This window comes from Micromonospora sp. NPDC047756, assembly GCF_055587245.1.
The window spans coordinates 307,269-331,811 of the sequence record NZ_JBVJGQ010000006.1 but is presented as its reverse complement, the minus strand read 5'-3'; the positions used below and the strand labels follow the sequence as shown (position 1 = coordinate 331,811).

The 24,543-nt window shown below is 72.7% G+C and carries 22 protein-coding genes; 6 read left to right on the top strand and 16 right to left on the bottom strand.

Translation table 11 applies throughout. The features are described 5' to 3' along the window. Nucleotides 1–10: 10 nt before the first annotated feature. Nucleotides 11–1,258 (bottom strand): glycosyltransferase family 4 protein, encoded by a 1,248-nt coding sequence (locus tag ACZ6NZ_RS21545; RefSeq protein WP_366612519.1) that lies wholly within the window; start codon nt 1,256–1,258, stop codon nt 11–13. Nucleotides 1,259–1,426: 168 nt separating this feature from the next. On the opposite strand from ACZ6NZ_RS21545, the gene ACZ6NZ_RS21540 reads away from it, so the two are divergent. After that, nucleotides 1,427–1,981 (top strand): arsenate reductase/protein-tyrosine-phosphatase family protein, encoded by a 555-nt coding sequence (locus ACZ6NZ_RS21540; protein ID WP_465859843.1) that lies wholly within the window; start codon nt 1,427–1,429, stop codon nt 1,979–1,981. Here ACZ6NZ_RS21540 and ACZ6NZ_RS21535 read toward each other — a convergent pair. Continuing rightward, nucleotides 1,962–3,425 (bottom strand): tyrosine-protein kinase domain-containing protein, encoded by a 1,464-nt coding sequence (locus tag ACZ6NZ_RS21535; RefSeq protein ID WP_366612521.1) that lies wholly within the window; start codon nt 3,423–3,425, stop codon nt 1,962–1,964. The two genes, ACZ6NZ_RS21540 and ACZ6NZ_RS21535, sit on opposite strands and share 20 nt — an antisense overlap. Before the next feature lie 340 nt (nt 3,426–3,765). Here ACZ6NZ_RS21535 and nhaA point away from each other — a divergent pair, with 340 nt between their 5' ends. Next, on the top strand, nt 3,766–5,121 hold the full coding sequence (nhaA, locus tag ACZ6NZ_RS21530; RefSeq protein ID WP_465860117.1) for a Na+/H+ antiporter NhaA: 1,356 nt from the start codon (nt 3,766–3,768) through the stop codon (nt 5,119–5,121). A gap of 65 nt (nt 5,122–5,186) precedes the next feature. Here nhaA and ACZ6NZ_RS21525 read toward each other — a convergent pair whose 3' ends face one another. The 10 genes from ACZ6NZ_RS21525 to ACZ6NZ_RS21480 all read right to left on the bottom strand — a co-directional run bounded on the left by ACZ6NZ_RS21525 (nt 5,187) and on the right by ACZ6NZ_RS21480 (nt 12,943). Beyond that, nucleotides 5,187–5,384, bottom strand: coding sequence for a hypothetical protein (locus ACZ6NZ_RS21525; RefSeq protein WP_465859841.1), 198 nt, complete (start codon nt 5,382–5,384; stop codon nt 5,187–5,189). A 4-nt stretch (nt 5,385–5,388) separates the two neighbouring features. Further along, entirely contained in the window at nt 5,389–5,709 is a 321-nt protein-coding gene (locus tag ACZ6NZ_RS21520) for a hypothetical protein (RefSeq protein WP_465859840.1), read from the bottom strand. Beyond that, complete coding sequence (locus ACZ6NZ_RS21515) at nt 5,709–6,071, bottom strand: DUF1622 domain-containing protein (protein WP_130401010.1); 363 nt, start codon at nt 6,069–6,071, stop codon at nt 5,709–5,711. The genes ACZ6NZ_RS21520 and ACZ6NZ_RS21515 overlap by 1 nt, the downstream gene beginning before the upstream one ends. A 39-nt stretch (nt 6,072–6,110) precedes the next feature. Further along, complete coding sequence (locus tag ACZ6NZ_RS21510; RefSeq protein WP_030338044.1) at nt 6,111–6,698, bottom strand: TMEM165/GDT1 family protein; 588 nt, start codon at nt 6,696–6,698, stop codon at nt 6,111–6,113. Nucleotides 6,699–6,915: 217 nt separating this feature from the next. Then, complete coding sequence (gene egtD / locus ACZ6NZ_RS21505) at nt 6,916–7,881, bottom strand: L-histidine N(alpha)-methyltransferase (RefSeq protein ID WP_465859837.1); 966 nt, start codon at nt 7,879–7,881, stop codon at nt 6,916–6,918. Between the two features lie 23 nt (nt 7,882–7,904). Next, nucleotides 7,905–8,681 carry an ergothioneine biosynthesis protein EgtC gene (gene egtC, locus ACZ6NZ_RS21500; protein ID WP_465859835.1) on the bottom strand — a complete coding sequence of 259 codons (777 nt, stop codon included), beginning with the start codon at nt 8,679–8,681 and terminating at the stop codon, nt 7,905–7,907. 43 nt (nt 8,682–8,724) lie between these two features. After that, complete coding sequence (egtB, locus tag ACZ6NZ_RS21495) at nt 8,725–10,062, bottom strand: ergothioneine biosynthesis protein EgtB (RefSeq protein ID WP_465860116.1); 1,338 nt, start codon at nt 10,060–10,062, stop codon at nt 8,725–8,727. A 20-nt stretch (nt 10,063–10,082) separates the two neighbouring features. After that, a complete protein-coding gene (gene egtA, locus ACZ6NZ_RS21490; protein WP_465859833.1) occupies nt 10,083–11,318 on the bottom strand; it encodes an ergothioneine biosynthesis glutamate--cysteine ligase EgtA in 1,236 nt (411 codons plus the stop codon). Nucleotides 11,319–11,475: 157 nt separating this feature from the next. Then, the gene (locus ACZ6NZ_RS21485) at nt 11,476–12,294 is read right to left on the bottom strand and encodes a hypothetical protein (RefSeq protein ID WP_465859832.1); all 819 of its coding nucleotides are present in this window, start codon (nt 12,292–12,294) and stop codon (nt 11,476–11,478) included. A 16-nt stretch (nt 12,295–12,310) separates the two neighbouring features. Then, nucleotides 12,311–12,943, bottom strand: a complete 633-nt coding sequence (locus ACZ6NZ_RS21480) for an RNA polymerase sigma factor (protein ID WP_465859830.1) — start codon at nt 12,941–12,943, stop codon at nt 12,311–12,313. 538 nt (nt 12,944–13,481) lie between these two features. On the opposite strand from ACZ6NZ_RS21480, the gene ACZ6NZ_RS21475 reads away from it, so the two are divergent. After that, on the top strand, nt 13,482–14,849 hold the full coding sequence (locus ACZ6NZ_RS21475; RefSeq protein ID WP_465859828.1) for a serine/threonine-protein kinase: 1,368 nt from the start codon (nt 13,482–13,484) through the stop codon (nt 14,847–14,849). A 126-nt stretch (nt 14,850–14,975) separates the two neighbouring features. After that, a complete protein-coding gene (locus ACZ6NZ_RS21470; protein WP_366612531.1) occupies nt 14,976–16,238 on the top strand; it encodes a nucleotide sugar dehydrogenase in 1,263 nt (420 codons plus the stop codon). A gap of 108 nt (nt 16,239–16,346) precedes the next feature. Here the strand turns inward: ACZ6NZ_RS21470 and ACZ6NZ_RS21465 are convergent, their stop codons facing one another. The 4 genes from ACZ6NZ_RS21465 to ACZ6NZ_RS21450 all read right to left on the bottom strand — a co-directional run bounded on the left by ACZ6NZ_RS21465 (nt 16,347) and on the right by ACZ6NZ_RS21450 (nt 21,604). After that, nucleotides 16,347–18,821 (bottom strand): ABC transporter permease, encoded by a 2,475-nt coding sequence (locus tag ACZ6NZ_RS21465; RefSeq protein WP_465859826.1) that lies wholly within the window; start codon nt 18,819–18,821, stop codon nt 16,347–16,349. 147 nt (nt 18,822–18,968) lie between these two features. Then, the gene (locus ACZ6NZ_RS21460; RefSeq protein WP_465859824.1) at nt 18,969–19,634 is read right to left on the bottom strand and encodes a response regulator; all 666 of its coding nucleotides are present in this window, start codon (nt 19,632–19,634) and stop codon (nt 18,969–18,971) included. Further along, nucleotides 19,631–20,851 carry a sensor histidine kinase gene (locus ACZ6NZ_RS21455; RefSeq protein ID WP_465859822.1) on the bottom strand — a complete coding sequence of 407 codons (1,221 nt, stop codon included), beginning with the start codon at nt 20,849–20,851 and terminating at the stop codon, nt 19,631–19,633. Before ACZ6NZ_RS21455 ends, ACZ6NZ_RS21460 begins: the two co-directional genes overlap by 4 nt. Nucleotides 20,852–20,896: 45 nt before the next feature. Then, on the bottom strand, nt 20,897–21,604 hold the full coding sequence (locus ACZ6NZ_RS21450) for a DUF305 domain-containing protein (RefSeq protein ID WP_465859821.1): 708 nt from the start codon (nt 21,602–21,604) through the stop codon (nt 20,897–20,899). Between the two features lie 138 nt (nt 21,605–21,742). On the opposite strand from ACZ6NZ_RS21450, the gene ACZ6NZ_RS21445 reads away from it, so the two are divergent. Together ACZ6NZ_RS21445 and ACZ6NZ_RS21440 are read left to right on the top strand one after the other, a co-directional pair. Then, nucleotides 21,743–23,185, top strand: coding sequence for an LVIVD repeat-containing protein (locus ACZ6NZ_RS21445; protein ID WP_465859819.1), 1,443 nt, complete (start codon nt 21,743–21,745; stop codon nt 23,183–23,185). 145 nt (nt 23,186–23,330) lie between these two features. Then, nucleotides 23,331–24,542, top strand: coding sequence for an ArsB/NhaD family transporter (locus tag ACZ6NZ_RS21440; protein WP_465859817.1), 1,212 nt, complete (start codon nt 23,331–23,333; stop codon nt 24,540–24,542). Nucleotide 24,543: the final 1 nt, after the last annotated feature.

Sequence of the window (24,543 nt, the reverse complement as noted above, 5' to 3'; positions counted from 1 at the left end):
TTGTCGTCCCTTAAGCGAGCTTTCTTCGTGGTTCCACGGCGGGTTCGGCGATCCGTCCAGCCGCCTCGTGCAACAGCCGTTCGATCCGATCCACGCCGCCGGGCAACGACATCTCGCGCAGGTACGCCGCCCTCCCCCGGCGACCCATCTCGGTGCGGGTCGGCGGCGGGATGGTGGCGGCCAACCAGAATCTGTCGGCCAGGGCCGCCCAGTCCTCGGGCGGGCAGGACAGCCCGGCCCGAACCCGTTCGACCAGATCGGCCGTGTCCCCACCGGCGGAGGCGATCACCGGCGCGGCGCAGGACAGCGCGGCCTGGAGTTTGCCGGGCACCGTGCTGCGCAGCTCCGGAAGGTCGCGCGACATGACCAGCTGGTAGTCGGCGGCGGCGTACAGCTCGGGCATGTCGACCGGCGACCGCCGCTCCAGGAAACGGACGTTCTGGGCGCCCAGCTCGGCGGCGAGCCCCCGCACCCGCCGCTCCGCCGCGCCGGAACCGACGAGGACCAGATCCATCGTCCGATCCAGTGCCGCGGCCGCACGGACCGCGGTCTCGAGTCCCTGTCGCGCCCCGATGGTCCCGGCGTGCATCACCACGCACCGACCGTCGCGACGGACCAGCTGGCGGGCCGCCGCGCCGGGTGTCGCCGGGTAGAAGATCCGCTCGTCGGTCCAGTTCAGCACCAGCCGGACCCGGGCCGGGTCGGCGCCGGCGGCGACCACCAGGTCCCGCATCGACGGCGCCGCGACCGCGATTCGCGCGGCGGTCCGATAGATCCGGGTCATCGTGCTGCCCATCCGGGCCGCCCAGCGCCCCTCGCCGCCCTCGTCCGCGCCGTCGCGGGTCCAGACGTCCTGGACGTGCAGCACCGCGGGCACCCGGCCGAGCAGCCGGAGCACCGCGGCGGCGGCGAACGTCGTCGCCGGCAGTTGAAAGACGTAGAGCGCGTCCACGTCGCCCAGGAAGCGGCGCGCGACCAGCCCCGCGCTGCCGGCGAAGGAGAGGTAACTGGCCATTCGACCGCCGACGGACGTGGCGCCACCGGGGTACCGGGGGACCCGTCGCACGCTCAGCCGTTCGCTGTGCGTCTCGTGGTGCCACCGCTGCCGCCAGCCGGGATAGACGTGGCCACCGGGGTAGTCCGGAAAGCCGGTGAGGACCCGTACCTCGTGTCCGCGCGCGGCCAGCTCCTCCGCGAGGCTGCCCGGGATGAACGCCGGCTCGGGCGGAAAGTGGTACGACAGGATGCCGATCTTCACCGGTACGCCTCCGTCCCACCGGGATCGCCGACGACCGGCGCGGCACCACGACCGGCCGGCGTGCGGCGCGCGTACGATGCCGACAACCCCTCCCCGCACGGCCACCGGCGTCGACGCACCGCCCCCGCGGTGCGCGCTTCGGTGTCCGTACCGATGAGAGGGGCACCGATGGCTGATCGCGTGTTGTTCGTCTGCCATGCCAACCTGTGCCGGTCACCGATGGCCGAGTACCTGGCCCGCCGGCTGCTGGCCGACCGACCCGTCGAGGTGGCCAGCGCCGGCACCGACGCGGTCGACGGGCTGGCCATGCACCCGTACGCCCTGGAGGTCGCGACGGAGAACGGCACGGACCCGACGGCGTTCCGGACCCGGGGGTTGCGCCCCGAGTATCTGGTCGACGCGACGCTCGTGCTGACCGCGACCCGGCGCCAACGCTCGGTCTGCACCGCGTTGGCGCCGGGAGCGCTGCACCGGACGTTCACGCTGCGCCAGTTCGGTCGGCTGGCCGCGGCGGCCGAACCGCCCACCGACCTGGCCGACGACCCGCTGCGGGCGGCGATCGTCGCCGCCGCGCAGGCCCGGGGACGACTGCAACCCGCTGCCCCGGACGAGGACGACCTCCGGGACCCGATCGGCGGCACGCCGGCCGACTTCCGACGCTGCGCCGAGGAGATCGAACGGTCGCTGCGACCCCTCGCCGCGCTCATCGGGGCAGCCGGGTGAGTTCCTGGGTGTGGTCGGGGACTCCGTTGACCCCGTCGGCGGTCGCGCTGTGCCGGCCGGACGAGGCCCGTTCGGCCGGCACCGACGCCTCGGCCGTCGAGGCCACCACCCGGTAGGCCTCGTACTGGTACGCCTCCGCCTTGGCCACCTTGGCCATGTTGAGCACACAGCCGAGCAGCCGGACCGAGACCGAGTGCAGTGACCGGGCCGCCGCGGCGACCTGGGTCCGCGAGGTGCGGCCCTGCTGGGTCACCAGCAGCGCGCCGTCGGCCTGCACGGCCACCACCACGCCGTCGGTCACCGCCAGCAGCGGCGCGGTGTCGATGATCACGATGTCCGCCGACTCGCGCAGCGCCAGCAGCAGGTCCGACATGGCCTTGGAGCCGAGCAGCTCGCTCGGGTTCGGCGGGGCCGACCCGCTGGGCAGCACCAGCAGCGACTTGTCGCCCCAGCGCTGCACGACGTCGCCCACCTTCACGTCGCCGACCAGCACGTCCGTGAGGCCGACGCCGGCGTCCAGGCCCAGGTAGTCGTCGACCTTCGGGCGGCGCAGATCGGCGTCGACCAGCAGCACCCGCCAACCCGCCTCGGCCAGGGCGATGGCCAGGTTGCAGGAGAGGGTGGTCTTGCCCTCGCCCTGTAGGGCGCTGGTCACCGCGATGACCCGGGCCGGCTCGTGGACGTCCACGAAGCGCAGGTTGGTCCGCAGCTTGCGGACCGCCTCGGCGCGCGCGGAGGTCGAAGCGTCGCCCACGATGAGCGGCGCGCTGCGGGCGTTGGCCTCGAACGGGATCTCACCGAGCAGCGGGCTGCCCGTGGCGCGTTGCAGGCCGGCGGCGTCGCGCAGTCGGACGTCGGCGACGCCGCGCAGGATCGCCAGACCGATGCCGAGCAGCAGGCCGACCAGGCCACCGAGGGTGAGGTTGCGGACCGGTTGCGGCGAGACGGGGTCGGCGCTGACCCGCGGGCCACTGACCACCTCGATCTTGATGGGCGCCTTGCCCTCCGGGGTGGTCTCCACCTTCTGCACGAGTTCGACGAACTTGTTGGCGAGGCTCTCCGTCACGCGCAACGCGCGGGTCTGGTCGGTGTCGGTGACCGACGCCCGCAGCATGACGGTGCCGGTCTCGGTGGAGGTGCTCACCCGTCGCTGGACCTCGTCGGCGGTGAGTCCGACCGGTGTCTCGGCCACCACGCTCTGCGCCAGCCGGTCGCTGCTGAGCAGGTCGGCGTACGACTTGACACGCTGCTGGAGGAAGAGCCCACCCTGGTAGGCGTCGGTGACGCCGGTGTTGGGGGTGGTGACGAAGAAGGTCACCGAGGCGACGTAGCGGGGTTGGGCCCGTACCGTCAGGAACGCCGAGACGCCGAGAGCCACCATGACCGTGACCAGCGCGACCCACCAGTGCCGACGCACGTGGCGCAATTGGCGGAGCAGGTCCATCAGGAGCGCCCCCGAGCCGGTCCGGTTACGGCAAAGAACTTCACGAAAACCCCCAAGGTCGTCTCTAAACTCGTGAAACCATTAAAGCGGCTCATACGGCTTATGTCCGGAGTTACCTATATTCCGGGGGCGAGATGTGCGCCCGCATGACCAACCCGACAAACGTCCATTCGGCAGCGGCGACAACCGGGAAAAAGTCAAAGGCCGATCCGACGGCGTCCGATCGGCCCAGCGGTCGCCGCCGACCGCGCCGCCGGATAGGGTCGACAGCGGTGTGCCGGGAAGTCTGGTCGGCGAGTGGAAACCTGCTGTCCCGACTCCTTTAGGTGAGCCGACGTTGATCTCCCCCACCCCGCCGTCCGACCCGCGCCCGCCGAAGATCCGGCTGTTCTCCCGATCGTCCTGGCCGCAGGCCCGGCACCTGGCCGACGTGCTGCGCACCGAGACCGTCGGTGGCGCGCTGCTGCTGTCGGGCGCTCTGCTCGCGCTGATCTGGGCCAACTCCCCGTGGTCCGACTGGTACACCCGGCTCGGCGACGTCGTGCCCTGGCCCGGTGCGCCCTGGCACCTCGACCTGAATCTGGCCACCTGGGCGGCCGACGGCCTGCTGGCCATCTTCTTCTTCGTCGTAGGCCTGGAGCTCAAACGGGAGTTCGTCGCCGGTGACCTGCGCGACCCGCGCCGCGCCGCGCTGCCGGTGGCGGCCGCGCTCGGCGGGATGCTGCTGCCGGCGCTGATCTACGTGGCGGTGGTGCTGAACGGCGGCGGGGAGGGCCTGCGCGGGTGGGCCATTCCGACCGCCACCGACATCGCTTTCGCGCTCGCCGTCCTCGCGGTGGTCAGCTCACATCTGCCCCAGGGGCTACGGGCATTCCTGCTCACCCTGGCGGTGGTCGACGACCTGTTCGCGATCACCATCATCGCGATCTTCTACACCGCCGATTTCCAGCCCGTACCGCTGCTGGCCGCGTTCGCGCCGATCGCGCTCTTCGCGGTGCTGGTGCAGCGGGGGCGCACCTGGTGGTGGGCGCTGATCCCCCTCGCCGTCGCCGCCTGGACACTGGTGCACGCCTCGGGCGTGCACGCCACGGTCGCCGGTGTCCTGCTCGGCTTCACGGTCCCGGTGCTCGCCCGCCGACCGGCGGCCGGGGACCAGTCGGCCACCACCGGCGCGGAGGCGGGCGAGGGCGGGCTCGCCGCCCGCCTGGAGCACCGCTGGCGGCCCGTGTCGGCCGGCTTCGCGGTGCCGATCTTCGCCCTCTTCGCCGCCGGGGTGACAGTGCGGGGCACCGACCTGGGCGCCCTGCTGAGCGACCCGATCGTGATCGCCATCGTCGCCGCCCTGGTGTTCGGCAAGAGCATCGGCATCTTCGGCTCGACCTACCTGCTGGCCCGGTTCACCCGCGCCGAACTGGACGAGGACATCACCTGGACCGACCTGCTCGGAATCGCCCTGTTGGCCGGCGTCGGCTTCACCGTCTCGCTGCTGATCGGCGACCTGGCGTTCGGGGCGGGCAGCACGGCCGACGACCGGGTCAAGGCGGCCGTGCTGCTCGGTTCGCTGATCTCCGCCGGGCTGGCCGCCTCCGTGCTCAGCCGCCGCAACGCCGCGTACCGGAGGGTGGCGCAGCGGGAGCGGTTGGACGCCGACGGGGACGGTGTACCCGACGTCTACCAGCACCCCGACGCCCGCTGAACACGCCGGCGCGGCGCGGGTTCACCGTCGTGCCGCGCCGGCGCACCAACCGCGTGCGCCCGCGCTCAGTGGCGCCGGTCGGCGGGCGGCAGATCCTCGGTCTCCTCGACCAGCGCCTCGGCCGTCGGCCCGGTGAGGTCGTCGCCCGGCACCGCCACCGCCTCGGCGCGATCCTGCTCGTCGGGCTTGCCGCCGGGTGGCGGCTCCGGGGCGGTGGCACCGCCGGCGAAGCCGTACTCGTTCGGTTCGTCGTGCCGGCTCATCTGGTCATCCTCCCGCTCTTCCCGTTTCACCTGTCGAGGCCAACGGTAGGTGGTGATCGTCCTCGGCGCAGCGCGCCGCAGATTGTCGGCCGGACCACGGGGGTGAGCTGCCGAGCGCCGCCCCGAGCAGCTGACGCAGGGCGATGATCGCCACCGCGCCGGCCAGGCCGTTCCAACCCGGTTCACCGGCGAGGCGGAGCAGGCCGGCCGCGGTGAGCAGGTCCAGCAGGACCCGAACACCGCTGCGCAGCGCCCCGGTGGTGAGCGTGGTGAGCACCCCGGCGACCAGCGCCAGGGCGGTGACCGCCGTGACCAGGGCGCCCATCACGCGCGACGCTCGCCCTCGGCCACCTGACGCTGCTCCTGACGGATCTCGCGGCCCAGGAAGTAGTTCAACGCCGTTCGAATCGTCGCGATGGCGGCCAGTTGGCCGATCTGCGTGAACGACGGGGACACCGCCGTGCGCAGCACGTCGGCCGCCAACTGGAATTCCAGGCCGAGGGTCAGAAAGCGACCCAGCGACAGCCGGATCGGCGTGAAGCGGGCGGCGCTGCGGTGTCGCAGTCCTTCGACCACGAACCGCACCGCCGCCCACACCGCGCCAACGAAGATCACCAGCGCGCCGGCCACCTCGACCACGGCAACCAGCACCTGGTCGCCCTGGCGCAACAACTCGGCCGGCTCCACCCCGGGCCGTTACCCGCCCTCCGGGCAGCTAGTCGGCGCTCAGGTCAGCTCGTTCACCGCCTCCAGGATCAGCCAGAGACCGGAGATGGCGAAGAGGATCGCGGCACCGTACTTGATGGTCTTCTCCGGCAACCGCCGGCCGAGCATCCGGCCGACCAGGATGGCCAGCGCGTCGGCGGCCACCATGCCGATGGTGGAGCCGAGCCAGACGCCGAACCAGCCGTACTTGGTGGCGAGCGTGATCGTGGCGAGCATCGTCTTGTCGCCCAGTTCGGCGAGGAAGAACGCCACCGACACCGCCACCAGCGCGGTCTTGTTGGTCTTCTCCGCCTTGCGCTTCTCCTCCTCGGTGAGCTTGTCCCCGCGTAACGTCCACGCACCGAACCCGAGGAACGCCACGCCGGCGACCAGGGAGATCCACTCGGTCGGCAGCACCGCCCCGAGACCCGCGCCGATGGCGACCGACGCCAGGTGCACCACCGCGGTGGCGACCGTGATGCCGATCAGCACCGGAATCGGTTTGAACCGCGTAGCGAAGGTCAGCGCCATCAGCTGGGACTTGTCCCCCAGCTCAGCGACGAAGATGACGCCGAAGCTGACGACCAGCGCGGCGAAAAATCCCTCCATGACGTCCTTCCCGTTCACGCCGGGAAGAGGCACAGGGGCGCCCTCGACCCGGCTGCAACAGCCTGAGTCGAAGGTCTCGCCCGCCCCGGGAAAACCGGGGCCGCGTGGCCGGATGCGGAACGCACCAGTATGTCGACCACGACATTGGGGGCTACTCCCCTTCGCGCGGTCAGCCTATCGGATCACCTCCGGGACCGGCAGAGCCGGGTGAACAGGCTCACCGCGCCCGCGCCAGCGTGACACCGAAGAGCGCGTCCGGATCGGTCCAGAACTCCGCCGTGGCGAAGCCGGCCGTGGCCAGTTCCGCGGCGATCCCGTCCCGGTGGAACTTCGCCGAGACCTCGGTGCGCAACTCCTCCCCCTCCGCGAAGTCGACTGTCAGCCCCAGCACCCGCACGCTCATCGGCCGGGTCGCCCGCAACCGCATCTCGATCCACTCGTGGTCGGGATCCCACACGGCGACGTGCGCGAACGCGTCCGGGTCGAAGTCGGCGCCCAACTCCCGATTGATCACGTGCAGCACGTTGCGGTTGAACTCGGCGGTGACCCCGGCGGCGTCGTCGTACGCCGGCACGATCACCGAAGGGTCCTTCACCAGGTCAGTGCCGAGCAACAACCAGTCGCCGACCTCCAGCGCGGCGCGCATCGCCGTCAGGAACTCGGCCCGCTCGGCGGGCAACAGGTTGCCGATGGTGCCGCCGAGGAACACCACCAACCGTCGACCGCCGGTGGGCAGCCGGTCCAGTTGCCGGGTGAAGTCCCCCACGATGCCCCGCACCCGCAGGTGGGGATAGTCGGCCGCGATCTGGGCGGTGGACCCGCGCAGCGCGCTGACCGACACGTCGAGGGGGACGAACGTGCCCAGCCCACCACGCCGGGTGAAGGCGTCCAGCAGCAGTCGGGTCTTCTCCGACGAGCCGGAGCCCAACTCGATGAGCGTCTTGGCCCCGGTCAGCGTCGCGATGTCCGGTGCGTGCGCGGCCAGCACGGCCCGCTCGGCCCGGGTCGGGTAGTACTCGGGCAGTCGGGTGATCTCCTCGAAGAGGTCGCTGCCCCGGGCGTCGTAGAACCACTTCGGCGGCAGCCACTTCGACCCGGCGCTCAGCCCGGCCCGGACGTCGTCGCGCAGGCCACGCTCCAGGTCGCCCTCTTCGAGGTAGATCTCCAGGGGTTCCGCTGTCATCGGTTCGCTCCTCTGTCGTTCGATCAGCCGTTGCGTGCCTGCCCGGCCCCGCTCAGCGGGGTCGGCAGTGGACGTACCCGCACCTCACCCGCGGTGGCGACGACGAGGTGCCCCTCCGGCACCGACCGCCACCCGGGATCGTCGTCGTGCGGCTCGGAGGCCAGCAGCACCGCACCCGGCGACTCGCGCACCGACAGCGCGTGCCCCGCCACGCTGGCCACCACCCGATGCCCGTCGCTGAGCAGCAGGTTGAGCCGCGACCCGGGGGCGGCGGCGGCCACCTCGGTCACCGTCCGCCCGAGCGCCTCGACCGGGTCGACGCCGGCGCGCAACCGATGCCGCACCAACGCCCAGAGCAGCGCCGAGTCGGTGGAGGCGTCCAGCGTGAGCAGGTCACGCACCGGCAGGCCGGCGGCGAGCGGCACCACGGCGTCCGGCCAGCCGCGGACCACGCCGTTGTGGCTGAACAGCCACCGCCCCTCGGCGAAGGGCGCCGCCGCACCGTCGAGCACCGCCATCCCGACCGTGGCCGAGCGCACCGCCGCCACCACCGCCGCGCTGCGGGTCACCGCCGCCAGTTGGGCGATGGTCGGGTCGCTCCAGATCGGCTGCGCCCGCCGGTACCGCACCGGCTCACCCTCACCCGGGTACCAGCCCACACCGAACCCGTCGGCATTGATCGTGCCGCCGCCACGCATGTCGCGGGGCGCCCAGGACTGCCGCACCAGCGAGTGCGGAGGGTCGAACAACAACTCCGCCAGGGTGACCGGCGGCCCCAGGTAGGCCAGGTGGCGACACATCAGCGCCCCCGGCCCGCCAGCGGGCCGCCGGTCGTGCGGCGACTCACCGGTACGACTCGTCCGGTCGCGCGTCCCGGGCGCAGCGGAAACCGCTGAAGATCTGCCGGCGGATCGGATAGTCCCAGTTACGGAAGGTGCCCCGGCAGGCAGAGCGGTCGGTGCCGAACGAGCCACCGCGCAGCACCCGGTGCTCGCCGCCGAAGAAGACCTCCGAGTACTCCCGGTAGGGGAACGCGGCGAACCCCGGATGCCCGTCGAACGCGGTCGAGGTCCACTCCCAGACATCGCCGATGAGCTGGTGCACACCCAACGGCGAGGCGCCGCCCGGGTACGCGCCCACCGGCGCCGGCCGCAGATGGCGTTGGTCGAGGTTGGCGTGCGCCTCGGTCGGGTCGTCGTCCCCCCAGGGGTAACGCCGCGACCGCCCGGTGCTCGGATCCCACCGGGCCGCCTTCTCCCACTCCGCCTCGGTCGGCAGCCGTTTGCCGGCCCACGCCGCGTACGCCTGCGCCTCGTACCAGCACACATGAACCACCGGCTCGTCGGCGCGGACGGGCTCCCACCGACCGAAGCGCCGGTACGACCAGTCGTCGCCGTCGGCTCGCCAGTGCATCGGGGCGCTCAGCTGCTCCCGGACCCGATGCTCCCAGCCGGCTGCGCTCCACCAGCGCTGTTCGGTGTAGCCACCGTCGGCGATGAAGGCCGCGTACTGGCCGTTGGTCACCGGAGCGGCGTCGATGACGTACGCCGGGAGGTCGACCCGGTGCGCCGGACGTTCGTTGTCCAACGCCCACGGGTCGGTGTCGGTGCCCATGGTGAACTCGCCGGCCGGCACCAGCACCTCCGCGCCGACCCGGACCGACGGCTCGGGCGGCGCCGGGGCGTGCAGCACCGCCGGCCCCGAACGCAGCTGGTGGGTGGCGAGCATGGTCTCGTCGTGCTGCTGCTCGTGCTGCACGATCATGCCGAAGGCGAACCCGTCGGCGACCAGCGGCCGCTCGGTGAAGGCCACCGCGTCGAGCAGGTCGTGCACCTTGTCCCGAACGGTGGCCAGGTAGGCGCGCGCCTCCGCGGGCGGCAACAGCGGCAGCGTGGGCCGGTCCCGACGCGGCTGCTTGAACGCGTCGTACAACTCGTCGATGTCGCAGCGGACCGGCTCCCGGCCTCCGACGTCCCGGACCAGCCAGAGCTCCTCCTGGTTACCGACATGGGCGAGGTCCCAGACCAACGGCGACATCAGCGGTGAGTGCTGGCGCGTCAGGTCGGCGTCGTCGACCGCCTCGGTCAGCAACGCGGTGCGGGCGCGGGCCCGCGCCAACTCCGCGGCGATGTGATCGCGCAACCGTTCGCCGTCGACCCGGCCCGCCTGCGGGGCTCGCACCACCGGCTCACTCCTCGCGCTCACTGGTCTCTCCTCTCCGCGGCGGCCCGCCGCTGGCGTAGCCCTCGCCGGATCTCGTCGTGGGTGCTGGCCGGCAGCTCCAGTCGTGGCATGGCGCTCAGGGCCAGGTCGAGCAGGGCCGCCGCGGCAGCGGCCAGCGCCGGGTCGGCCAGGCCGTGTCGGGCGGCGGCCGACCATCGGTGCGCCACCGGCGTGGCGATCGTGTACGCCTCGCGCACGGTGCCCGGGTCGGCGAACAGGGCGGTCAGCACCGCCAGTGGCAGCCGCCAGCCGCGATCGGGTTGGGCGTCGAGGTAGCGCAGTTCCAGGTAGCCGCGCGGCCGTACCGGCGGAAAGAGGGTGCTGACGTGGTAGTCGAGGTCATCGGTGGTGGGCGGTCGTGGCAGCGCGCCGTCGAGCCAGTCGGCGAAGGTCACCCCCGGCGGCGCGTTCCAGTCGGCGCCGTGCCGGCGCAGACAGAGCAGCGGCGCGGCGAGCACGTAGCTGATCCAGGCGTCGGTCGGATCGCCCTCGGCTCGGGAGGGCGACCAGACCGGGCGGGTCCGAGCCGGGTCGATGGCCAGCCAGGCGGCCATCCGGGCGGAGGCCCAACCGGTGCGCCGCCCGGCGTGTCGGGGGGCGGAGGCGAACGCGGCGAGCAGTGGGGGCCCGACCGCGTGGGCCGCGGCCCACCGGTCGGCGACCTGGTCCGGCTCACCGGCGTCGAGGCAGATCTGCAGCCCGGCGGTGCTGTACATCATCGTGCGGCCGGCCGGGCCGTGGCGGTCGAAGGCTGCGCGCATCGCGCGGTAACGGGGAGTTTCCACCACCGGGCGGGGCCGTCGGTGGGGGTCGATGCCGCTGCTGCCGAGGATCAGCCCGGTGGCGGCCAGCAGGTCGGTGACCTGGGTGATGTCGGCCTCGGTGGCGCGGATCAATGCGGCGACCGAGGGGCGGGGCGGGGTGGAGATCTCCAACTGGCCACCCGGCTCCAGGGTGACCGTGCCGCCGTGCCGCAGCGGCTCGGCTGGGCTGGTGGCATCCAGGGTGGCGGGGCTGTGCCGCCCCAGCGCCGCCCGCAGCCTCGTCGCGTCGACGGGGCGGGCGGGATCGGCGGCGTCGTGCACTGTCCATTCCAGTTCGACGCCGGTGTGGGTGGGTGGGCCGGTCTTGAAGCAGATCCGGGCGAGATGTCGGACGGCGGCTGCGGACTCGCGCAGGATGGCGCTGTGGTCCAGCTCGGATGACGTCACCAAGGGTCGGGCCCCCTCTCCGTGTGCCAGGCCCGGCACACTGTGCCACCGTAAACCCACCCACCGACACCGTCGGAGGCGTGCACGGTGCCACCAATCTCTGTCTAACAGACGAATTTCCGAAGCAGGGCGGAACCAAACCGCTTCCGCCGCCGACCGGTCAGCCGCCGGCGCGGTGGCCCGGGCCCGGCGGTGACGGCGGAGCTTTCCCGGAAGGGGACGGCTTGCTCTTCGGGGACTCGGAGGGCGTGGCCTTCGCCGGCTCGGACGGCTTCGTCTCGGGTACCAGCCGCTGGCAGTACGCCTCGACCTCGGCGTGACCGCCGGCGGCGGTCACCAGCTTCTCGAAGCCCGGCGTGCGCAGGGCCTTCTCCCGCTGCTCGGGCTTCTTCGCCCGCCACGCCCGGCACAGTCCGTGCACGTGGGCGGCGGCGGTGGGACCGGCCGGCGGCGTGGCGGTGACCGACGGCGGCGCACCCGGCGGCGGCGGGACACCGGGGCCCACCGACGGATCGGGCCCGGCCGACCGGGATGCGCTCTGGTGCGGCGTGGGTGACGGACGTGACGGTGCCGGTGGGACCGGGTCCGGCGGCCGATCCCGGGTGACCGCGGCGAAGGCGGCTCCCGCGGTGGCGGTGGCTGCCACCGCGCCGATCCAGGCCACCGCGCCGGTGGTCATCCGGCGACGGCGTGGCCGCTGCGGCACGGCCGGCGCCGGGTTGACCCGGGCGGCCCGGAACGCGGCAACCGCGGCGTCCTCCCCGGCCAGCTCACTCGGGCGGACGGGGCCGGCCGCAGCGGCGAGCAAGGCGGCCACCGGCTCGGCCGGGGGCACGTCGCGGGCGTTCAGGTGCGCCTCGGGCGAGCTCGCGTCCACTGCGGCGGAGGGGCCCTGATCCTGCGTGGCGTCCACCCGGGCAGAGGCCGCGTCGAGCAGCCGCTCGGTGTCGGCGTGGTCGGCCCGCCGGAACGGGTTCATCGGGAGTCCCCTCACGTCAGCCGTCCGCCGGTTCGACGTGCGATGCCCGCAGGGCAGGGCTGCCTCCCGCACGCGGCGGCGGCACCCCCTCGACCCCGGCCGACGACTCGGCCGGGGTCTGGCGCTCCAGCAGGACCGCGAGCCGGCGTAGGCCACGATGGGCGGCGGTCCGCACGGCGCCGGCCCGGCGGCCCAGCACCCGTCCGGCGGATCCCGCGTCCAGCCCGATCACGGCGCGCAGCAGGACTGCTTCGGCCTCCCGGGGCGGGAGGGTGGCGATCAGCGCGAGGGCGGTCTCCGTACCGAGCGTCTCGCTGGCTCGCTCGGCGGTGTCCGCGTCGCTGGCGAGCTCGACGAGCGCCTGCACCGGGACCGGGAGCGAGGGGCGGCGACGCATCCGGCGCAGGTGGTCCATCGCGCGGTTACGGGCGATGGTGACCGCCCAGGCCCGGAACTCGCCCCCGGTGAAGCCGGGCAGGTCTCGGGAGATCTGGAGCCAGGTCTCGCTGGCGACGTCCTCGGCGTCGGCCCCGACGAGCGCGGTCAGGTACCGCAGCAGCCCGGGCTGGAGGCTGCGGTAGAGCAGGCGGAACGCCTCCTCGTCCCCGGCCTGCGCGGCGGTCACCACCTCCGACAGGTCGGTGCTCATGCGCGGTCCACGCATGGTTCACGGCGTGTCGGCCCGACCAGCCGGGCTGGCGCGCACCACACGGCACGAGTCGTCCGCCCGATCAGCACCAGCACCGCACCGCCCTCCACCGCTCTGATTGTGCCTGCGCCCCCGATTGTCGGGGCGGCGCGTCCGGGGGCCGGCGCCAGGGTGGTCGGTCGGCGCGCTGGGCGCCGACGTAGGCGGGAGGACCTGAGCCGGGCTAACGCTAGGAGCGGGCTCACGACGCGACAAGTCGGCGTCATGTCACGGAAGAGTGACAATTATCAACCTGGCACGACGGCGCGTCGCCGTCACGGACGGTACGCGACGGACGCCCACCACGCCTGGGAGCGGTTTCTTGCCACCGTCGACGACCGGAGAGCCGAAAATAGTCGCTTTTCGTGACACCACACATTCGCACCGTCACGAAGGGTGGGCGTCCACACTGGTCAGGCCGGATCCGCCGGTCTGAACCAGCCGCCCGGCGGCCCTGCCACGGTGCGCCGCCCCGCGCCACTCTGGGTACGGTAATGCGGTGTTGTCATCGGAGGTCGTACTCAGCGGTCGCTACCGCTTGGACGAACGTGTCGCCACGGGCGGCATGGGCGACGTTTGGCGTGCCTCCGACCTGATCCTCGGCCGGCAGGTAGCGGTCAAGGTCCTCCTGCCGGCGCTGGTCTCCGATCCCGATTTCATCGCCCGGTTCCGGGCCGAGGCGCGGATCATGGCGGCGCTGCGGCACCCCGGCATCGTGCAGGTCTTCGACTGCGGAGCGGACGACCTCCCCGACGGCGGGCGGGCCGACTACCTCGTCATGGAGTTCGTCGCCGGCGAGCCGTTGTCCAAGCGGATCGAGGCGGCCGGACGGCTCGACGTGGCCGAGACGATGTCGATCGTGGCGCAGGCGGCCGCGGCGCTCAACGCGGCGCACCGCGGCGGCATCGTGCACCGCGACGTCAAGCCCAGCAACCTGCTGGTGCAGGAGGACGGCACTGTCGTCCTGGTGGACTTCGGCGTGGCCCGCTCCACCGACATCACCAGCATCACCAGCACCAACGCGGTGCCGGGCACCGCCCTCTACATGGCCCCCGAGCAGGCCGCCGGGAGGCCGGTCAGCGGTGCCACCGACATCTACGCCCTGGGCGCGGTCACCTACTGCTGCCTGACCGGCAGTCCGCCGTTCACCGGTGACAATCCGCTCCAGGTCGCCGTGCGGCACCTGGACGACGAGCCGCCGGAGCTGCCGCACGACATTCCGGAGGCGGTCCGCGCCCTGGTGTCGCGGGCCCTGGCCAAGGATCCGCTGGAACGATTCACCAGCGGAGCGGCGATGGCCGAGGCCGCTCGGACGGCGGTCACCGGCGGCGAGCCGCCGACGGCGATGGCCGGGCCGGTCGCGCTGCGCGACGCTGGGCCGGGCACCCGGACGGACGTGCCGGCCGGCGCGGCCGTGGCGGACAGGCGGCAGCGACGGCGGGGTCCGCTCGTCGGCGCGGCGGCGGCCATGCTGGTCGCGCTGGTCGGGCTCGGCGCGGCGCTGGCCGCGACGCGTGACGCCGGCGAGAACCCGGCGGTCAATCTGCCGGCCCCCTCGCCGACGGTGGCGCCGACCGGCCCCGTCGACCTTCCCGCGGCCAACGAGCAGATCACCAGCGTCGGGCCGGGCCGCCCGGATCGACCGCACGTCGCCGGCAACTCCCCGTCGGCGTCGGTCTCCGCCACGCCGACCCCGCAGCCGAGCCAGACCGTCAACTCGCCGACGCCGTCCGTGGGCGTCACCACGGCACCGCCCCCCACCAGCGCGGCCCCCACGACGGCCGCGCCGCCGACGACCAGCGCGCCCGCTGATCCACCCGCCAGCTCCAGCCCGGCGGTCGAACCGGAGGTGCCGGCGGGCGGGTGAGCCGACCGCCGGGGCCCACCCCCGCCAGTCCCATCAGCACCGATATCCCCAAAACGGACTTACGACGCCGAAGACGCCTCTAGGCTCCTCAGCAGGCTATTTACACCATCTGCTGCGGGAGCCTGGGTGAGCGCTGAAAAGCTGGTCGTGATCGGTCAGGGGTACGTCGGACTGCCGCTGGCGATGCGGGCCGTCGAAGCGGGCCTGGACGTCGTCGGTCTCGACGTCGACGCCGACCGGGTGAAGCGTCTCGCCTCCGGCGAGTCGTTCGTCGAGGACATTCCGGCCGATCGGCTGGGCCGCGCGTTGGGCAGCGGCCGCTACCACCCCAGCACGGAGTACACCGACGCCGAGGGCTTCGACATCTGCGTCATCACGGTGCCGACCCCGCTGCGCGACGGGACCCCGGACCTCAGCTTCGTCGAGCAGGCCGGCATCGGCATCGGCCCGTACGTTCGCCCGGGCTGCACGGTGATCCTGGAATCGACCACCTACCCGGGCACCACCGAGGAGCTGCTGCGCCCGCTGTTGGAGTCGGCGAGCGGCCTGACCAGCCCCGGTGACTTCCACCTTGGCTACAGCCCCGAACGGATCGACCCGGGTAACCCGACCTGGCGCCTGGAGAACACCCCGAAGGTGGTCTCCGGTGTGGACCCGGCGGCGCTGGCCCGGGTGGACGGGTTCTACCAGCGCCTCGTGGAACGCACCGTAGCGGTGGACTCCACCCGCGTCGCCGAGCTGACCAAGCTGATCGAGAACACCTTCCGCCAGGTCAACATCGCGCTGATCAACGAGCTGACCATGCTCTCGCACCACCTCGACATCGACGTCTGGCAGGCGATCGACGCCGCCTCGACCAAGCCGTTCGGCTTCATGCCGTTCCGACCCGGCCCCGGCGTCGGCGGGCACTGCCTGCCGATCGACCCGTGCTACCTGTCCTGGCAGGTCAAGCGTCGCCTCGGGCGGCAGTTCCGGTTCATCGAGCTGGCCAACGACGTCAACCACGAGATGCCCGAACACGTCGCGCAGCGGATCATGGGAGGGCTGAACCGGGACGGCCGGGCCGTCAGCGGCGCCCGACTGCTGCTGCTCGGTCTGGCGTACAAGAAGAACACCGGCGACATGCGCGACTCCCCCGCTGTGGACGTGGCCCGTCGCCTGCAGTCCCTCGGCGCCGAGGTGCACGCCGTCGAGCCGTACGCCGAGGCGCACCAGATCCCGGCCGGGATCACAGTGGTGGGGCTCAGTGAGCGTGAGGTGCGCGCGGCCGACGCCGTGGTGGTGGTCACCGACCATGACACCTTCGACTACGACCTCGTGGTCCGGCACGCCCGCTACGTCTTCGACACCCGCAACCGGTGCGTCGGCCCGATGGTCGAGCGCCTGTAGACCCGGCACCGCTGGCCGGTCCCGCCGCCGGGGAAGATGGCGGGACCGGCCGGCGGATGTCCGTCCGGTGGCCGGGATCTGATCCGGCCGTCCGGACCGCGAACCGGGTCACTGGTCGGCGAGCGCCTCGACGACCGGGCGGGACAGCGCCCGGCGGGCCGGCAGCACCGAGGCCAGCAGGGCGGCGAGCACCGCGACACCGAGGATCAGCCCGAGCTGGCCGAGCGGCAGCACCACGTGAAAGTCGCCGCCGAGACGGTCCAGCAGGGCCATCGCGGACGCGCTGACTCCGGTGCCGAGTCCGACCCCGAGCACCGCGCCGACCAGCGCCATCAGCACCGCCTCGACGGCGAGCACCGCCCGCATCCGCCCCCGGGTGAGCCCGACCGCCCGCAGCACGGCGTTCTCCCTGGTCCGTTCGACCACCGACAGGCTCAGGGTGTTCGCCACGCCGACCAGGGCGATCACGACGGCCAGACCGAGCAGCGCGGTGACGAACGCGAGCAGCATGTCCACGGTGCCGGTGAGCATCTTCTTGTAGGCGCCCTGGTCCATCAGGTTCACCGTGGGGTAGCGGCCCAGCACCACGGTGATCGCGTCGCGGGCCCGCTCGGCGCTCACCCCGGCGGCGGGGTCGATCTCGGCCAGGTAGCCGCGTCGGGCGGGGAAGAGCGCGGCGAAGTCCTGGTCGGACAGGTCGATGACGTGACCCGCCGGCACCTCACCGTCCGGGGTGTCGTCGGTGACCACGGCGGCCACCCGGAACGCTTTCCCCCTGACGGTCACCGGTGAGCCCACCTCCCAGCCGCGGGCCCGCGCCAACTCACGGTGCACCAGCACCTGCCCCGGCCCGACCCGCTCGACGTCGCCGGCCAGCACCCCGCTCAGCGTCCGGCCGACCAGCGCCGGGTGGGCCGCGCGGATCTCGACGTCGTCGACGACGGTGCTGCGCTGCTCGTGCACCACACCCAGTTCGGGACGGGAGGCCAGCTCACCGACGAGCGCGGCCGGCAGGTCCTGACCGATTCCGCTGATCACGAAGTCCGTTCCGATCTGGGCGTCCACGCTGCGTTCGATGCCGTCCTTGGTGCTGCGGGCGCCGACCATGAACGCCGAGACCAGTCCAATGCCGATCACCAGCGCGGTGGCGGTCGCGGCGACCCGCCGTGGATTGCGCACCGTGTTGCTGACCGCCAGTTCACCGATGGCGCCGAGCACCCGTCGGACCGGCCAGCCGAACACCCGGGCCAGCGCGGGAACCAGCACCGGCCCGAACAGCACGATTCCGAAGAAGGTGAGCACCCCACCGACCGCCACCAGGAGCAGTTGGCCGGCGCTGGCGGCGCCGCCCAGCGCGGCCACGCCAACGGCGAGGACCACCGCGCCGATGCTCAGCCGTACCCGACCAGCACTCCGGCTGGGCTGTACCGCGGCGTCGGTGAGCGCGGCCACCGGGGCGATCCGCGTCCCCCGCCAGGCCGGCAGGAGGGCGGCGCACACGGTCAGCCCGGTGCCCAGCAGCAGGCCGGTGAGCACTGTCGACCCGGTCACGGTCAGCCCACCGGTGACCGGCACGTCCAGGTGGGACAGCAGCAGCCGCAACCCGGCGGCGAGGGCCACCCCGAGCAGCACCCCGAGCGCGGAAGCGACCAGCCCCAGCACCGCGGACTCCAGCAGTGTGGACCGGAAGACCTGTCCCCGGGTGGCCCCGATCAGGCGCAGCAGCGCGGTCCGCCGGGTGCGCTGGGCCAGCACGATCGCGAAGGTGTTGGCGATCACGAAGCCGGCCACCACGATCGCGACCCCTACGAAGATCAACAACAGCATCCGGAACTGGTCCACGTTGCGCACCGCGTCCTCCACTGCCTCGTCGAGGATCTGCTGGCGGCTCTTCACCGTGGCCTCGGCGCCGGCCACGGCGCGCACCCTGTCGATCAGCGCTGCGGTGTCGGCCCCCGGTCGGGCCGCCACCATGATCCGGCCGTACCCCCGCTCGCCGGTGAGGGTCAGGGCGTCCGGCCCGACCAGGCCGACGAACGGACCGCCGATGTCGCGGGCGGTGCCGGCCACGTCGACGGTGCCCACCAGGGTGTACGGGCGGGCCGCCCCACCGGTGGCGCCGATCCGCACCGTCGCGCCGAGCCCGAAGCCCTGCTCGGCCGCCGTCGGCGCGTCGAGGACCACCTCCCCGGCCCGGTCGGGCAACCGGCCGGCCACCACGTCGTACGAGCGCAGCGCGTCCTCGGTGGGGATCGCGACGAGCATGGTGAAGCCGAGCACCGGCCTACCGTCGGCTCCGACGACGCCGGCGGTGTTGGTCAGCTCACCGCCGGCGGCGGTCACCCCGTCGACCGCCCGCACCCGGTCGACCAGTGCCGGGGGCAGCACCTCGCGGCCGGCCGAGTAGACCCCCAGGTCGGTGTGGCGGTCGAAGGTGCCGGCCCGCTCGTACGCCCCGGTCCGCATCCCGTCGACGAAGATCATCGTGCCGGCGACGAACGCGACGCCGAGCACGACGGCGAGCGCCGAGAGCAGCATGCGCAGCGCCTCGGCGCGCAGCGAACGCAGGGTCAGGCGGATCATGCGGGGCTCCCGGTGCAGGTGGCGGATCGGACCCCTCCGACGCTATGGCCGGCACCGGTCTGTCGATCTCCACCTGCGCGCTCGACCTGCGTGCGCCCCGGGTCGCGGTCCGCCCGCCGACCGGTACGCCCCAGGTCGTACGCGGTGTCATCCGCCGGGCGTGACCAGCCCGCTCTCGTACGCCAGGACCACCGCCTGGACCCGGTCGCGCAGCTGGAGCTTGCCCAGGATCCGCCCGACGTGGGTCTTCACCGTCGCCTCGGCCACGTGCACCCGGGCGGCGATCTCCGCGTTGGACAGCCCCTGGGCGACCAGCAGCAGCACCTCCCGTTCCCGGTCGGTGAGCTGCGCGAGTCGAGGGTCGGCGCTGGGGGCGGCGCCGAGCTGCCCGGCGAACCGGTCCAGCAGGCGCCGGGTGATCGACGGGGCCACCACCGAGTCGCCCTGGGCCACCACCCGGATCGCGGCCAGCAGCTCCTCCGGCGGGACGTTCTTGAGCAGGAAGCCACTCGCCCCGGCCTGCAACGCCGCGAACGCGTCCGCCTCGGTGTCGAAGGTGGTCAGCACCAGCACCCGCGGGCCGTCAGCGGGCCGCTCGGCGCAGAGTCGACGGGTCGCCTCCACCCCGTCCATGGTGGGCATCCGGATGTCCATCACGACGACGTCGGCCTCGGTGCGGGCGAGCACCCGCAGGGCGTCCGCGCCGTCGATCGCCTCCCCGACGACCTCCAGGTCGGGCTGGGACTCCAGCACCATCCGGAACCCGGCGCGGACCAGCGCCTGGTCGTCCACGATCACCACCCGGACCGTCATGCCGCGATCACCTCCGTTGCCGGCTCTGACGGTAGCGGCAGCCGAACCTCGACCTGCCAGCCCCCGGTCGGCCGGGGACCGGCGGTGAGGCTGCCGTCGTACACGGTCACCCGCTCCCGCATGCCGAGCAGGCCGTGACCGCCGGACGGCGCCGGACTGACCAGCGGTCGGCCGCGACCGTCGTCGACCACCCGGACCACGACGGCCTCCGCGGTGTACGACAGGACGACCTCGACCCCGGCGCCGACACCGGCGTGCTTGAGCGCGTTGGTCAACGCCTCCTGCACCACCCGGTAGACGGTCAGCTCCAGGCCCGGCGGCAGGGCCAGTGGCGCACCGGCGACTGTGCTGCGGACGTGCAGACCGGCGTCGTCGAACCGGGCCAGCAGGTCGGGCAGCTCGGCCAGCGCGAGGCGTCGGTGCTCGGGGTCGGCCGCCACGGCGAGCCCGTCGGCCCCGTCCGGGCCGGCCGGGCCGGCGTCGCGCAGAACGCCGACCAGGCGGCGCATCTCTTCGAGGGCCTGCCGACCGGTGTCCGCGACCACCTTCACGGCGGTGCGGGCCTGGGCGGGGTCACGGTCGAGCATGAATCGGGCCCCGTCCGCCTGGACGATCATCACGGCCATGCTGTGGGCGACCACGTCGTGCAGCTCCCGGGCGATCCGGGTGCGTTCCTCGGCGACCGCCGCCCGGGACTCGGCCTCCCGCTCGCGTTCCAGGGTGCTGGCCCGCTCCTCCAGGCTGAGCACGTAGAGCCGGCGGGTCCGCACGTTCAGGGCGACCAACCACACCGCGCCGGTGACCAGCGCGTACCACAGCGCGGTCACCCACCACTGGATGACGTTGGGGGTCTGCGCGGCGGCCAGCAGCACGCCGACGGCCGCGACAGCGCCGGCCAACACGCCGTCGCGCAGCCGCCGGCCGTACTTGACCACGCTGTAGAGCGCGATCAGGACGGCTACGTCGTAGACGAGGGGACCCCAGCGGGCGATGACCTGGATCAGCGCGAGCGCCGCGACCGCCACCGTCACCGCGCTCGGGTGGGTGCGGCGGAACAGCAACGCCACCGCCATCCCCAGGCCGACCGCCGTGGCCGCCCACCCGCCCGGCTGGCTCACCGCCGCGGCCAGGGAGACGAGGACCACCAGCGCGGCGACGGCCACGTCGAAGGCGACGCCGCGCAGCGGGCGACCGAACAGGGTGCGTGTCACGGGCACCCAGCGTACGTGCCGAGGCGCTCGGCCCTCGTGCCCGCGCCGGGCTCAGCCGCCGAGGACCTCCCGCATCCGGTCGATCTCGACGGTCTGCTCGGTGGCGACGGAGTTGGCGAACTCGTTGAGCGTCAGGTCGGAGCCGACAGTGAGCAGGTTGGTGGCCATCTCGATGGCACCCTGGTGGTGCTCGGTCATCATCCGGACGAAGAGCTTGTCGAAGTCCGCGCCACGGGCTGCGGCGAGCTGCCGCATCGCCTCTGGCGACTGCATGCCGCGCATGGTGCCGTGGTCGTGCCCCTGCACCTCCGCCGGGAGGCCACGGGTCTGCAGCCAGCCGCGCATCATGCCCATCTCCGGCCCCTGGCTGGCCCGGATGCGCTCGGCGATGGCCCGGACGTCGGGGTCGGCGGCCCGGTCGGGGGCGAGCTCCGCCATCGCCAGGGCCTGCGCGTGGTGCGGGATCATCATCCGGACGAACCAGACGTCCAGCGAGTTGTGCGGGGCGGGACCGACATCGCGGACCTCGTGCGCCGGGCGGGTGGCCGCCGTCTCGCCCGGCCGGCCGGGCGCGATGACGGTCAGGTCGGTGGGGACGGGGCTGGCCGACGGCGACGCGGCGGAGGTGGCGGGGGCGGAGACCGGCTGCGGCGCGCTCGTACCGGTGTCGCCGTCGAGGCGGATCACCATGAACACCACCAGCGGCAACACGAGAGCCAATGTGACGACGGCCAGGATGCGTGCGCGCCGGTTGGTCATGGGCCACTCCCTGCAGTCGAGGTCACCGCGATGCTATCCATTGAAGAACCCGCTTTCATGTGATCCAGCTCACATCGACGTTCTTCGTCGGACGGTAACGTGTCAACCATCGTCTCCCCCTTGCGAAGGGCCCCGCCGATGATCAGATTCCACAAGCCACGGTTACGACAACTGCGTGTCGTGGCGCTCGCCACGACCGGCCTCCTCGTCGCCAGCGCCCTCGTCGCCCCGGCGAGCAGCAGTGCCCAGACGGTGCCGCAGGCGGCCCCGGCCCTCACCAACACGATCCCCGGCGTCGACGAGATCGTCAGCAGCCCCAACCTGCGCCAGATCGCCAACGTGCCCAAGGTCGCCCCACTGGACGCGACGAACAGCGACATCGCCTTCCAGGGCAAGTACGCGTTCGCCGGCAACTACAACGGCTTCGTCATCTACGACATCTCGCGGCCCAGCGCGCCGACGGTCAAGGCCCGGGTGCTCTGCCCGGGGTCGCAGAACGACATCTCCGTCCACGGCGACCTGCTCTTCCTCTCCACCGACTCGTCGCGCAGCGACGACTCCTGCAACAGCACCACGCAGGGAGCGGACGTGAAGGGCTCGTGGGAGGGCATCAAGGTCTTCGACATCAAGGACAAGGCCAACCCGCGCTACATCAAGTCCGTCGAGACGGCCTGTGGCTCCCACACCCACACCCTGGTGCCGGGCAAGGACCGCAAGGCTGTCTACCTGTACGTCTCGTCGTACAGCCCGCGGGCCGAATTCCCGGACTGCCAGCCGCCGCACGACTCCATCTCCATCGTCAAGGTGCCGCTGAAGAAGCCGACCGACGCGGCAGTGGTCGCGACGCCGAACCTCTTCCCGGACGGCGGCTTCCCCGGCAGCCCGACCGGCTCCGCGACCACCGGTTGCCACGACATCACCGCCTACCCGTCAAAGGACCTGGCCGCCGGCGCCTGCATGGGTGACGGCATCCTGCTCGACATCAAGAACCGTGAGGCCCCCCGGGTCATCAACCGGGTCCGGGACGAGACCAACTTCGCGTTCTGGCACTCGGCCACCTTCAACAACGCCGGCACCAAGGTGATCTTCACCGACGAGCTGGGTGGTGGCGGGGCGGCGACCTGCAACGAGGCCGTCGGCCCGAACCGCGGCGCGGACGCCATCTACGACATCGCCGGCCGCGGCAACGCCCGGACGATGACCTTCCGCAGCTACTACAAGATCCCCCGGGCGAACGCCGACACCGAGAACTGCGTGGCGCACAACGGCTCGCTCATCCCGGTGCTCGGCAAGGACATCATGGTCCAGGCGTGGTACCAGGGCGGCATCTCGGTGTTCGACTTCACCGACTCGGCCAACCCGAAGGAGATCGCCTTCTGGGAGCGCGGTCCGCTGTCGGCCGACACCTTCGTCGGCGGCGGCACCTGGTCCGCGTACTACTACAACGGCCACATCTACTCGAACGACATGGTCAAGGGCCTGGACGTCCTGGAGCTGAACGACTGGCGTACCTGGTCGGCCAAGCTGACCCGTTACAAGGAGCTCAACGTGCAGACCCAGCCCAGCTACCTGGGCTGGTAGGCACCACGCGTCACACCGGCCCGGTCCCCGATCGTCGGGGGCCGGGCCCGGCCCACCTCCGGCGGCAGTCCGCCACGGTGGGGCTGGTCACCAGGGCGTGGGGTTGCCGGGCGCCTGCTCAGACCCTGTGTCAACGTGAACACTTGTGACCCTCGCAGCCCCGCCCGAACCGACAACGCGCTGGCGGCCCCACCCGCTGGACCTGGTGGCGGCCGTGCTCGCCGTGGTCGGGGCGGGCTGCGCGCTGAGCGGGCTGCTCCCCCGCGCCGAGACCACCGCCACCCTGCACCGGATCCTGCCGCTGCTGCTGTTCCTCGGCACCGTGATCGTGCTCGCCGAGCTGACCGCGGTCGCCGGTGTCTTCGACGTGCTGGCCAGCCGACTGGCCATCGCCTCCCGGGGCAGGTGGGCCGCGCTGTTCCTGCTCTGCGGCGGTCTCGCCACGCTGACCACCCTCGTCCTCAACCTCGACACCACAGCCGTGCTGCTCACCCCGGTGCTGCTCGCGCTGGCCCGGAACCTACGGATCCCCGCCGCCCCGCTCGCCGTCACCACGGTCTGGCTGGCGAACACCGCGAGCCTGCTGCTGCCGGTGTCGAACCTGACCAACCTGCTGGCCGCCGACCGGGTCGGGCTGGCACCGCTGACGTACGCGGCTCGCATGGCGTTGCCACAGCTCGCCGCCGTGACCGTCACCATGGCCCTGCTCTGGTTCGGGTGGTGGCGGCGGGAGCGGCCCGCCGGCGGGCGCTTCGTCCCGCCGACCCGGCACGTACCGGCCGACCCGGTGCTGCACCGTACGGCGCTCGCCGGTTGCCTGATCTTCGTCGCCGGCATCCTCGCCGGCGTGGAGATCGAGATCGCCTCCACCGTCGGGCTCGCGCTGGTGCTGGTCGGGTTCCTGGTCCGCTCCCCCGCCACGCTGCGCCCGGGACTGGTCCCGGTGCGCCTGCTGTTCTTCGTCACCGGCCTGTTCCTGGTGGTGCAGACCCTCGGCCGGCACGGGCTGGACGACCTGGTCGGCACCCTCATCGGTGCCGACGGGGGCGCCCTGGGGGCCCTGCGTGCCGGTGGCACCGGCGCGCTGCTGGCCAACGCGGTGAACAACCTGCCCGCCTACCTGGCCGGCGAGTCGGTGCTGCCGGCCGCTGACCACACCCGCCTGCTGGCCCTGCTGATCGGCACCAACGTGGGCCCGCTGGCCGCCCCCTGGGCGTCCCTGGCCACCCTGCTGTGGTTCGAGCGCTGCCGGGCGGCCCGGGTCGCGGTGCCGGTGACCCGCTTCGTGCTGACCAGCACCCTGCTGGCGGTCACCGCGACGCTGGCCGCGGTCGGCGCGCTGCTGCTGGTGAGCTGAG